The 12388-nt window shown below is 44.0% G+C and carries 8 protein-coding genes; 4 read left to right on the plus strand and 4 right to left on the minus strand.

Annotated features, from left to right (window positions below; translation table 11 throughout):
- Window positions 1-45 precede the first annotated feature (45 nt).
- Complete coding sequence (asnS, locus tag NKI27_RS18875) at window positions 46-1461, minus strand: asparagine--tRNA ligase (RefSeq protein ID WP_265047562.1); 1416 nt, start codon at window positions 1459-1461, stop codon at window positions 46-48.
- Between the two features lie 198 nt (window positions 1462-1659).
- Here asnS and NKI27_RS18880 point away from each other — a divergent pair, with 198 nt between their 5' ends.
- A complete protein-coding gene (locus tag NKI27_RS18880; RefSeq protein WP_265047563.1) occupies window positions 1660-4494 on the plus strand; it encodes a hybrid sensor histidine kinase/response regulator in 2835 nt (944 codons plus the stop codon).
- A 16-nt stretch (window positions 4495-4510) separates the two neighbouring features.
- On the opposite strand, the gene NKI27_RS18885 is transcribed toward NKI27_RS18880, so the two are convergent.
- The 3 genes from NKI27_RS18885 to NKI27_RS18895 form a co-directional block, all read right to left on the minus strand.
- A complete protein-coding gene (locus NKI27_RS18885) occupies window positions 4511-5758 on the minus strand; it encodes a DEAD/DEAH box helicase (protein ID WP_265047564.1) in 1248 nt (415 codons plus the stop codon).
- A 228-nt stretch (window positions 5759-5986) separates the two neighbouring features.
- Window positions 5987-6268 (minus strand): hypothetical protein, encoded by a 282-nt coding sequence (locus NKI27_RS18890; RefSeq protein ID WP_265047565.1) that lies wholly within the window; start codon window positions 6266-6268, stop codon window positions 5987-5989.
- Between the two features lie 166 nt (window positions 6269-6434).
- Window positions 6435-7094, minus strand: coding sequence for a DUF1439 domain-containing protein (locus NKI27_RS18895; RefSeq protein WP_265047566.1), 660 nt, complete (start codon window positions 7092-7094; stop codon window positions 6435-6437).
- A 203-nt stretch (window positions 7095-7297) separates the two neighbouring features.
- Between NKI27_RS18895 and NKI27_RS18900 the strand changes: the two genes are divergently transcribed.
- From NKI27_RS18900 to NKI27_RS18910, 3 genes are all read left to right on the plus strand, one after another.
- Window positions 7298-8926 (plus strand): 3-(methylthio)propionyl-CoA ligase, encoded by a 1629-nt coding sequence (locus NKI27_RS18900; protein ID WP_265047567.1) that lies wholly within the window; start codon window positions 7298-7300, stop codon window positions 8924-8926.
- Between the two features lie 277 nt (window positions 8927-9203).
- The gene (locus NKI27_RS18905; protein ID WP_265047568.1) at window positions 9204-11231 is read left to right on the plus strand and encodes a methyl-accepting chemotaxis protein; all 2028 of its coding nucleotides are present in this window, start codon (window positions 9204-9206) and stop codon (window positions 11229-11231) included.
- Between the two features lie 2 nt (window positions 11232-11233).
- Complete coding sequence (locus NKI27_RS18910) at window positions 11234-12304, plus strand: cyclic nucleotide-binding domain-containing protein (RefSeq protein ID WP_265047569.1); 1071 nt, start codon at window positions 11234-11236, stop codon at window positions 12302-12304.
- Window positions 12305-12388: the final 84 nt, after the last annotated feature.

The following is a 12388-nucleotide window of genomic DNA, read 5'->3' on the forward strand; positions in this document are numbered from 1 at the left end:
TCAGTATTCAGCCACACCGACGAATACTGAAGGGGTCAATCTCTATCAAAAAGGTGCATTTCCAGGTGTTCTTGGAAATGGAATTACATCGCGAACATTTTCCATACCCGTCACATAACTTAGCAGTCGCTCAAAGCCCAGACCAAAGCCTGCATGCGGAACCGAGCCATACCGTCGCAAATCACGGTACCACCATAAAGCCTCTTTGTGAGATTCGGCGGGGCCTTTAAACGTTGCATCTATACGGGCATCCATAACATCTAACCGATCTTCCCGCTGGCTACCACCAATAATCTCGCCGATACCCGGTGCCAATACATCCATAGCGGCCACCGTTTTATTATCGTCATTAAGTCGCATATAAAATGCCTTAATATCCTTAGGATAATTCATAATAATAACCGGCGCGCCGACATGCTCTTCGGCTAGGTAACGCTCGTGCTCTGACTGCAAATCAATACCCCACTCAACCGGATATTCGAACGTCTTTCCGCATTTTTGCAATATAGCGACCGCTTCGGTGTAGTCCATACGCACAAACTGATTTTCAACAACGTTCTGCAAGCGATTAATAGCGTCTTTGTTAATGCGCTCAGCAAAAAATGCCATGTCGTCAGCACGTTCATTCAGCACCGCTTTAAATAGGTATTTGAGGAAATCCTCAGCCAAATCTGCATCATCTTTAAGATTAGCAAACGCTATTTCAGGTTCAACCATCCAAAATTCAGCCAAATGGCGACTGGTATGGGAATTTTCAGCTCGGAATGTTGGGCCAAAGGTATAAACCTTAGACATGGCTAGGCAGTAAGATTCAACGTTAAGCTGCCCAGACACCGTCAAAAAGGTTTCTTGTCCGAAAAAGTCTTTAGCGTAATCAATCGCGCCCGCGTCTGTTTTCGGTGGGTTTACCATATCCAGCGTACTGACCCTAAACATTTCGCCTGCGCCTTCACAGTCACTCGACGTCAAAATAGGGGTGTTAATCCAGTTAAATTCACGCTCATGAAAATAGCGATGTATTGCGCTTGAGAGGCAGGTTCTTACGCGAGTAATAGCACCAATAGCATTCGTCCTTGGGCGCAAGTGAGCAACTGTTCTAAGGTATTCAAAGGTATGCCTTTTTTTAGCTACAGGATACGTTTCAGGGTCATCGACCCACCCCACCACATCAACACCTGTGGCCTGAATTTCGTATGCCTGCCCTTTGCCTTCAGATTCCACTAAGGTTCCAGTGATGATCACTGAGCAACCCGCACAGAGTTTTAATACTTCTTCTTCGTAGTTATCAAGCTCGCTTGGCACTACCGCCTGCAATGGATTAAAACAAGTGCCGTCATGAACATGGAGAAACGAAATACCTGCTTTCGAATCTCGACGGGACCTAATCCACCCTCTGATAGTCACTTCGCTACCTGCAGCAACGCTACCCAGTAAAAGTTGATTGATTGAATGAATCGCCATATCAGGGAATAAGCCTCATCTAAAGTTGATTAACAAAAAGCACGTTATCCTGCCGCTATTAACGAAATACTAGCGGGTAATCCTTTAATCATAAAGCAACTTAGATGAATTTATAGGCTTGCGACCACGATAAATTCAATCTGTATTATTGCAAATCTTGCCTATACTAAAAATATCGCTCATAAATAGATTGTAATAATGAAATTTAGTACCCGCATCGGTTCTTTTACCCTAATAGCTAGCCTCATTCCTTTATGCTTAGCCATAGGCCTCAGCTTATGGCTTACGTCGAGTCACACCATCAAGTTAACACTCAGCAGCGTAGAAGGTGAATTAGCGTCACGTAGCGAGCAGTTAAACGGCTTTTTTAGAGAACGACAGAGCGAAATTAGCTTATTGGCGTCACTCCCTTTGCTCAAAAACGAGTCTTTTGAGCAGTCCTTACCTTATTTACAACAAGAGCTGTTACGACAACCCAATATCTTTGAAAAATTTATTCTAGGTGACGCCAACGGCTACTTTAGAAATACTTCTGGGGGTAACCCTCATCAGACGATGCTACGCACATTTGACGACAGCAATCCAACATCACAGCCTAAGTCAATTAAGAATAGAGATTACTGGCAATTCACAGTGGCTAAACCTCGCCCTGAATCATCACCAACTTACACATCTAACCCCATGATTTCGTTCACCACAGGGGTTAAGCAAATAGTCGTAGCAGCAACTGTGCGTGACCAACATAACAACGTAAAAGGGCTTATTGCTGGGTCTTTACCTTGGGCGCTCATTGAAGCACAGCTCAACTCGATTAAAGCAGGCATATTCTCACATTACCCTAATGCTCAATTTGCTATGCTGTCCGGGGACGGAACCTATTGGTACCACTGGAATAAAAATAAAGTTATTCGCGTTTTAAAAGACGAATATGGCAATATAATCAAAACGCACTCAGGTGAGAAAGCATCCCAATTAACCAACATTATTCATGAAAATGACCCCGACTTGAAAGCCATAGGACGCTCAATTCTATCAGGCGAATCCGGTTATAAAACCTACCGTAATGAAAAAACAGGGGAGCTCGATTACGCGGTCTATACCCCTATAGGCTCGACAGGGTACTCGTTATTGCTATCGGTACCTAAGCACGAAATACTCGCTCCCGTTTCTCAAATGATCGCGCTAATGCTGACGCTCCTTTTAGTCGCTATCGCCTTAAGTATTTTTGTGTCATATATTTTGTCAAAAGAGCTTTCCTCACCCGTCGTCACCCTAAAGGAAGCATTGCAGAAATTTAACCCTGAGGGGAGTGAGAAATTAAACTTAACCTCTAACATAACCGAATTTCAATCGTTAATAGATACCTTCGAAAGCACCGCCGAAATGGTTCAAAAGCGAGATCAAAGCCGTAATGTTGATCTTTATAGAGCGAATCAAGAACTCAAAGTTGAAAAAGAAATAGCCGAGCGCGCGAACGCAGCCAAAAGTGAGTTTTTGGCTAATATGAGCCATGAAATAAGAACCCCTATGAACGCCATAACCGGGATGGCAAATCTTTGCTTATTAACCGACTTAAACGATGTCCAGAAAGCTTATTTACATAAGCTAAAGTCTGCATCGGGTACGTTGCTCGCATTGATCAACGATATTCTTGATTTTTCGAAAATTGAAGCAGGGAAACTTGATATCGAAGATATTCCCTTCAATCTTAATGAGCTGATCGATAACCTGGCGAATGTAGTCGCGGTCAACGCCGAAGAAAAAGGGGTTGAATTCATCATTAAAAATGACCTAGAAACGCCGCACCACCTTCTTGGGGACCCGCTACGAGTTAACCAAATTCTGGTCAACCTATGCTCAAACGCTTTAAAGTTTACCGATAAAGGGGAAGTCATAGTCGCTATTCGCCCCGTCAAGAAAGATTTATACAACGTCACACTCGAGATCAGTGTTCGGGATTCTGGTATTGGTATGCCTCCAGAGAAACTCAAACACCTATTCGATGAGTTCTATCAAACAGACTCGACAACCACCCGAAAATATGGAGGTACTGGCCTTGGTTTAGCCATCACTAAAAAACTCATTGATATTATGGGCGGCAATATCTCAGTAGCAAGCACTGAAAATAAAGGTTCTGAGTTCATTGTCACCCTACCTTTTGAAATATCCCAACAAAAGCAGATAGATTATCAGCAGTTTGCCAATCAACTTAAAGATAAACGCATTCTTGTAGCTGACGATAACGCCCATGCCAGAGAAATTTTCTCTGAGACACTTAAACGATTTGGCTGTAATGTCGACACGGCCATTAATGGCACTCAGGCACTCGAAAAATGCAAACAGAATAACTATGACCTGATTCTTCTCGACTGGAACATGCCTGACTTAGACGGCTTAGAAACGTTCAGACAACTAAAGTTAATATCACAAAAAATGCCCGCCGTCATCATGGCAAGCGCTCATGCACACCAACGCGTCGTCTCTGAAGCAAGAGATATTGGTATTGAAAAGTTTTTAACAAAACCCATTAAAAACTCAATTCTTTTTGATAGTGTCGCACAGATTCTCGTTGGGCAAACCGACCCCGAAAGCATGCTCGACTCAAATACGTCTGAGCCGCTTAAAGATAAAATAAGCAGTGAAGTCCAAGGCGCCCATATTTTGGTAGTCGACGATATTTTAGTCAACCGAGAAATAGCCAGCGCGCTATTAACTGAAGCAGGCTTTAAAGTATCTACCGCGGTAAACGGCCAGCAGGCCTTAGATACATTAGAGAAAGAAACATATGATCTAATATTAATGGATGTTCAAATGCCCGTGATGGATGGCTATGAGGCCACACGAAAAATAAGGCGTAATCCAGAGTATAAAGAACTGCCGATTATTGCCATGACCGCTAACGCCATGGTCGGTGATAAAGAGAAATGCATTGCCGCAGGTATGAACGACCACATAGCGAAACCGATTGACCTTGATAGCATGCTAGCCACCATAAATCAGTGGCTACGCAAGGTCGAAAAGGCGGCTGAATAAAGCCGCCTTACAAAGATTAACTCTTTTTTGTCTTTTTAACTTTTTTGACTTTCAGTTTGCCTTTGTCCGCAGACTTTTTCTTTTTCTTGCTACTCGCGGCCTTACCTGAAGCTTTAAGTTTTTTCGGGCCTTTGTAGGTCGCGGCCAACTCTTTAATAACCTTACGTTCAAACCTCACTTTCAAATAGCGCTCAATCGACGACATTAAGTTCCATTCTGGTTGAGCGATAAGCGAAATAGACTTACCCTCTGCACCCGCACGGCCCGTTCGCCCTATACGATGTACATAGGCATCACCTTTACGAGGCATATCAAAGTTAATAACCAGATCGATGCCACCTACGTCTAGACCTCGGGCTGCAAGGTCTGTGGCAATTAACACATTAACCTTGCCACTACGGAATGACTCAATAGTCGCTTGACGGCCTTTTTGCTGGATATCGCCATGCAACTGGGCCGCGCGAAACTTATGGTAACGCATTAAACCATCAAGCCGTGCAGCCAGTGTTTTTGAATTAGTAAACACAATCGCTTTTTCGTAGGTTTCGTTATCTAACAACCAACGCAATAGCTTTTCTTTGTGGTCAACATCATCGGCCAAAACGATCTGCTGCAGGATAGCCCCATGTTGCTGGCGATGGTGATGCACCAACACGGACTCTGGTTCATTGAGGATTTCTTCTGCAAACCGTCGAATAACGCTGGGTAAAGTCGCCGAAAAAAGCAGCGTTTGATGTTCAGTAGTACAGTACTTCATCACATTAAGCACGTCACTTTGAAACCCCATGTCCAACATACGGTCGGCTTCATCTAACACCAATACATCAATCTCAGACAGGCTTAAAGATTCATTTTCCAAGTGTTCAATCAAACGGCCAGGGGTCGCTACAACAACATCCGGTAGGCGTTTTAATGCGCGCTCCTGTACTTTAAAATCTTTTCCGCCGGTAACACTTAGCAGGTTTAGGTCGGTAAACTGGGCTAACGCAGCACCGGCTTTAACAATCTGGTCTGCTAACTCTCTTACCGGCACCAGCACTAACGCGCGAATCGCTTTCGGCTCAGCCTGTTTAGCTAAAATACGATGCAAAATAGGTAGCAGAAATGCAACCGTTTTACCGCTACCCGTTGCGGCACTGACCAGAAGGTCTTTATTGTCTAATACAAGCGGGATCGCTCTTTCCTGTACCTGTGTAGCCGTCTCAAAACCCAGCGCTTGAGTTGCCTCGTTCAAGTGCGAGTGGAGCGATAATTCGGTTAGCATATTTATTACTCAAAAACTCAAAAGTGTGATTATAACGTTTTTTGGCAGAACTGCTGCAAAATGTCGCGCGGTTTCAGCTCGACACCCACTTAATGGTAATAATAGCGCCAAAAACAACAAACCCCAGTAAAAACTAGGGCTTGTTGCTAATCGAAGGGGCATAACCTACTAATGAATACTCATGCCACGATTATTGCGTGCGGGGATAGCTAATGCTGTGACGCTGCCTCAATACTCTGACTCATCATCCATCGGTTCTTCTTGAGACATATCCGCCTCTTCGCCTGTCTTAATAGGCGCCTGAACCTGATCTGTCATGTCTCCCTCTTTCGTGTCCATTTCAGTCATACCTGAAGCGGTAGGAGAGTCTTTCAATGTCTGCTCAAACTGTTCTGCAGCACCTTCCTGCACGGTTACGTCATCCATTGATTCATTCTTGGTCGCGTCTCCTGCCAAGGCAGTCTGGCTCATCAAGAAAAATCCTAAAAAGATCCCTAATATCATTTTCATTGTCTGTGCTCCTCATGAACGCTTATTTACGTTCGCTAGTAATAGGATGCTACACACCACCTACAGTGTAGTTGAGAAGCGTTTGATGCTTTCGACTATTTACGACTATAAATCATTCGCTATAGTCGATTATCCTATTAAGAATAATGAGCGTGTCATATAACAATTAATGAAATCGTACTAGGTCATCTTCAATAGTCAGTGTGGCGTTCTTGATGTCACTAGGTGAAAACCGATCATTCGGAGTCAATGTATATACGGGATAAGCACTAAAGTAAGCCACAAACCAGTCATTTAAGTTTTCGATGAATTGGCTGCGATATTCTTTTGGCACAAAATTATTAAAAAAGAATGAGCCGGTTTCGTTCAATGCAGTGGGCTCGAAATAAAGGCTCTCTTCGCGGGCGATTAAGTGCCCCGTTAGCTCAATACTCAAAGACTCCGCTATATCGAAACCGAGTATAGTCGTTCTAATGACAGGCTTTGCTATAAGGTTTATACGTCCAGCCTTGTCGGTTTCACCGTTTATTAATGCTACGTCTGCACTATTAAGTTCAACTTTCGCTTCAACAATCGGGTCAGACACTACTCGCTCAGCAAAAAAACCACTCAGGCTCGCAACTTCATCAGGGATGTGAATTTGAACATTCACAATACCATTAACCGGCAACTGCTGGTCAAGACCCGCTTGAATCTCACTCTCTTTCAAGAATAGCTGTTCAGGCTGCTTCTCATTGCACCCCGAAAGCACCATAGCCCCTAATAAGATAAGCACGGTACTTCTCAAAAAATTAATAGGTTGAATCACAGTAGACAACATAGCCATAAAACAGATACTCCTTAGCCGGATGAATACAACAAAGTTTACGTTGGGCTAGGGTGAGTTACCAGCGCACATGCCATCTAAAAATTAAATCGAATTAATATCTATTGCCTAAACAGGCTTTTTAGGACCATCATAGACACCATAACTTATTAATAATAAAACTAATCATCTACATCAGTTAGATTTTGCTCCAGGAGATAATCATGCACGGATTAATGATGGACACCTCACTTACAGTCTCATCCATCCTCCAATATGCAGAGCAGTATCACCAAGACGGTGAAATTGTCAGCCGAAACGTGGAAGGCGGAATTCACAGGTATCATTATAAAGACGCCGCAGCCCGAGCTAGACGCCTTGCCAATGGTTTAAAAAGATTAGGCATAAAACAGCAAGACCGAGTCGCGACCCTCGCCTGGAATACCCACCGCCATTATGAAATTTATTTTGCGGTTTCTGGCAGTGGCGCTGTCTTACATACCATGAATCCGCGACTGTTCCCTGAGCAACTGGCATTTATACTCAATCATGCAGAAGATGAAGTGCTGTTTATCGATCTAACATTTATACCATTGCTAGAAAAAATAGCGCCGGAATTAAGATTTCTTAAACAAGTGGTGGTCATGACAAACCGCGCAAACATGCCCGACTCACCCCTACCTGACGCGATCCCATTTCTTTGTTACGAAGCATTAGTCGACTCAGAGTCAGCAGAATTTGAATGGCCAGAGGTCGATGAAGAAAGCGCAGCCTCTCTCTGCTATACCTCAGGCACAACGGGCAACCCTAAAGGCGTGCTTTACAGTCATCGTTCAACCGTTTTACATGCTTGGGCGAGCATCTCAAGAGACGCGCTCGATATTGGAAACAGTAGCAACTTATTGCCTGTCGTACCGATGTTTCACGTTAATGCTTGGGGTGTACCGTATTCAGCGACGATGGTGGGCGCAAAATTGGTTTTACCGGGTGCGGGTATGGATGGTGCGTCACTCTCAGCGCTCATTGATGCAGAACAAGTGGACTTGCTTCTCGGCGTACCAACGGTCTGGCAGGGGCTTTTACAATATTGCGAACAGCAAAATGTCACCCTTAAGCCGGTCAAAAATGTCGTGATTGGTGGGTCCGCTGCCCCTTTGTCGATGATTAAAGCCTTTCAGGAGCATCACGATGCCTTTGTCATGCATGCATGGGGAATGACTGAATTATCCCCTATCGGCACGATCAACAGCATGAACCGCCACATGAAAAGTTTAACGCTTGATGAACGCTACCAACTGCAAACTAAACAAGGTCGTCCAGTGTTCGGCATTGAGATGAAGATTATCGGGGCTGATAATCAAACCCTTCCCCATGACGGTGATTCATTTGGCCGATTGATGGTGAAAGGCCCTTGGGTGATAAAACAGTATTATAAAGATGAAAAGTCGCCACTAGTGGATGGTTGGTTCGATACCGGAGATGTCGCCACGATTGACCCACAAGGCTATATGAATATCGTCGATCGAGCTAAAGATGTCATCAAATCAGGCGGGGAGTGGATCAGCTCGATTGATTTAGAAAATGCAGCTGTTGGACATTCTGCGGTTGCAGAGTGTGCCGTTATTGGTGTCCCTCACCCTAAGTGGGATGAGCGCCCACTGTTGTTAGTTGTCACCAAAGAAGGCGAAGAGACGAGTAAACAAGCACTTATTGATTATCTTTCAGACAAAGTAGCCAAATGGTGGCTGCCTGACGATGTAATATTTGTAACCGAGTTACCCCACACAGCCACCGGCAAACTACTCAAAATGAAGCTTCGTGAAACCTATCAAGACGCACTTAGCCGACATTAAACCTCGCTCGTGAGTCGTCCACTTATGGTTTTTAGCGCCTTTAATCCATAAGTGGCGATAAATCTGATAGGTTGTTTTGTCGCTTGCAGAATAACCTTCTATACTCAATAGAGTGCCCAACAATGGTTTCTCTCGGTAGCATAAAAGCTAAAGTTTTCGGGTAGTTGGGCGATGTATTCATAGTAATGATAAAACGGGTCAACCCGCTCGTTAGCTGACATCTGACGCTTAACCCCATGGCTAAGCAAAATAATCATGAAGTATTCAGGTTCTTATTGTGCTAAAAAATATTTTCTTTCCAGGGATGAAACTCATATCTCGACTCGGCTTTGCCAACAAGTTTATGCTGATCAGTTTGCTATTTTTTGTACCGTTGGTCTGGCTGAGTTATACCGTCATCAATGACGCCTATCGACAAATAGAGATTACAGAGAATCAGCGAAAAGGATTGGAATTACTGAATCAAACACAGACACTAGTGAATGCAGCTGAGCGTTATAGAGACGCAAAAATCGTCGCGGCATATCAATTCTCAACTGATTTAAATGCCGGTTTAGTCGACTATCAAAAGGCGGTCACAAAGGCGATCAGCACCCTCGAGGAAAGTAACGCTAAATTCACCCAAGAAGCAACCTATTTAAAATTACTGCAATCGATTAAACAGTCGTTTAAAGAGATGGAACACGTTTCCGTCACCAGCAATAACACGCCGTTCACCACGTTTAATACTCTCAATTCTCTGGTAGCAAACAGTAACGCATTGCTTCAGGCCACCGTCGAACTAAGTCAGCTGTCAATTGATTCAAATCCTGAAACAAAATCATTAGTCGACTTTGCCGTCCGTGATTTAAAGCCATTCAGCGAAACCGTGGGGCGACTCAGAAGTACGGGTTCATACGCCTTAACCTTACCCTATTTAAGTTCTAATATTGCTGAAGAGTTAGATGCGAATTCAGTCAAACTGTATGAAGCTCAGCCACAGCTCAAAAAAATCGTGAGTATCATGATCCCTCAGAGCCAGTCGGATTTACAAGAAATGGGGTTAACGCTCGCCACTGATATTACCCAACTGTTAGATCTAGTTGATAATAAAGTCATGACCGCAGTAACTTTTGATACGCCCTGGCAAACTTATTTTGATGCGGCTTCAAAGTTCACAGACCTTCAATACACGCTCACCAGCAAAATTTTCTCCGCAGTCGATCAGCGTTTTAAAGTGAGGCTAGACGAGCAACATAACAAATTACAGCTAACCAGTATGGCCATAGGGGCTGTGCTGTTACTAATTATGTATCTCTATGCGTCTTTCTACCTGTCTTTACGTACCTCAATAGACCGTTTATTAGACGCCGCCTGTAAGATGGCAGAGGGGGATATGACGGTCACAATGACAGTAGCGACTCACGATGAGTTAGGGCATTTAACTGAACAGTTTAACCAAACAACAAAACGTATGAGAGAGTTAATCAGGGAAGTCCATAACACCTCAAATAGCGTCTATCAGCAATCTCAAGAAGTAAGCCAAATAACCGGCGTGACCAGTAGCTCTATTAACCAGCAAATGGCAGAAACCGAGCAAGCCTCAAGCGCTATGACTGAGATGTCTTCTAACTTTGGTGAAGTCTCTGACTTCTCGGCACAAGCAGAAAGTGCCGCTCAAGAAGCCAGTAATGAGGCAAACCGGGGGCGAGAACAGGTTCAAAAGACCCTGCTCAATATTAATAATCTAGCGGGTGAGATTCAAAGTTCATCCACCGTTGTTGACCAATTAGCAAAAGATAGCGCCAATATCAGTCAGGTGCTGGTTCAAATAAAAGGCATTGCAGAGCAAACCAACTTACTCGCTCTTAACGCTGCAATCGAAGCCGCGCGTGCCGGTGAGCACGGACGAGGCTTTGCCGTAGTGGCTGATGAAGTACGTTCCCTTTCAGGTCGTACTCACGAATCAACCGTAGAGATTGAAGAGATGGTCGATAAGATTCAGCTAGGTGTCGGTAATGCCGTCACCGCCATGTCCAATAGCCATAAAATGGCAGAAGCGACGGTAATAGAGTCAAAAGCAGTCGAGGATGCATTAGATGCCATTCATGATAAAGTCTCGTCTATTGCCGAAATGAACACCCATATTGCCGAGGCTGTTAAGCAACAGGCTGCTACCGCTGAAGACATTGATAGAAACATTGTAGGTATCAGCCGAGCAGCAGAAGGCAATGTCAGCAATGCAGCAGAAACAACCCGAGCGAGTGAAGAGATGGCAAGCAAAGCCAATCAGCTACGCGAAATGCTAACCTCATTTAAGATCTGATTATGTCCCTGCAATCACAATACAATATTACTGAAAAGACCATGGCGAGCTACTCTCCATTGGATCAACTCTCATCAACGTATTTAATTGAGGTTATCAAAAAGGGCAGTGTGGTCGTTTTTGAAGCAGGCGATGTACTCTTTGAAAAAGGCCACGCGCTAAAATTTCATTACTATTTATTAGCAGGCAAGATCACCGTTAAAAAAGGCCTTTTTTCTAGCAAAACCGTTGATAGTAAACGTAAAGAGTCAAAGCACCCGATCAACCATCTTATTCCCAGCGATGCTACCGTAAAAGCCCAAACAACCGGCCATCTATTCTTAGTAGACCCTAAACTGCTAGACCGAGCCCTTGCCTGGAGTGAATCAAATCCAAAAAATGATAACAACGGTCCTAAAAAGAACTCAAAAACAATAACGCCAAACGCCGCTCAAGGTGAGTTTGATGAGGAATATTTTAACTGGATGACCAGTTTGTTGGAGTTCCCACTCTTCTTAAACCTACCCCCTGCCAATATCACCGAACTATTCGACCAGTTTGAACGCGTAGAAGTCGAAAAAGGGCAAACCATCATTCAAGAAAATGATGAGGGCGACTACTTCTATTTACTCATAAACGGGAGTGCTCAAGTGGTAGTCGGTGACCCAAAAACCAAGGTCGCAACATTAAGGCCAGGCGCTTATTTTGGCGAAGAGGCGTTGGTGTCAGATATTGTGCGTTCTGCCTCTGTGATAATGGAGGAGGATGGCTGCCTTGCTAGGCTTGATAAAGAGTCTTTTCAGAAATTACTTCACAGCCCATTAGTACAATATGTTTCAATCGCAGAGTACCGTAATACACTTGCAGCGCCTGAAGAAAAAATGGCACTACTGGATATTCGCTCGTTGTCAGAATTTGAGCATATCCCGATGCCAGACTGCCTTCATATACCGTTAAGCGAACTGCGCGATAGCCTATCTAAACTCGACAAGTCCGTGGCCTATTACCTGACTGAAGACGGCGGACAACGTAGTGATATCGCCGCCCATATACTGTCTCAACATCAATTTAAGGTATTTGTCTTACGTAATTAATATTGCCAGACTTTTCAACGAGAGCACTGACATACATCGACTGATTGCATTATCTTAGGTATTATATCGGCTTTTTCTCAACGC

This window comes from Alkalimarinus alittae, from assembly GCF_026016465.1.
GTDB lineage: Bacteria > Pseudomonadota > Gammaproteobacteria > Pseudomonadales > Oleiphilaceae > Alkalimarinus > Alkalimarinus alittae.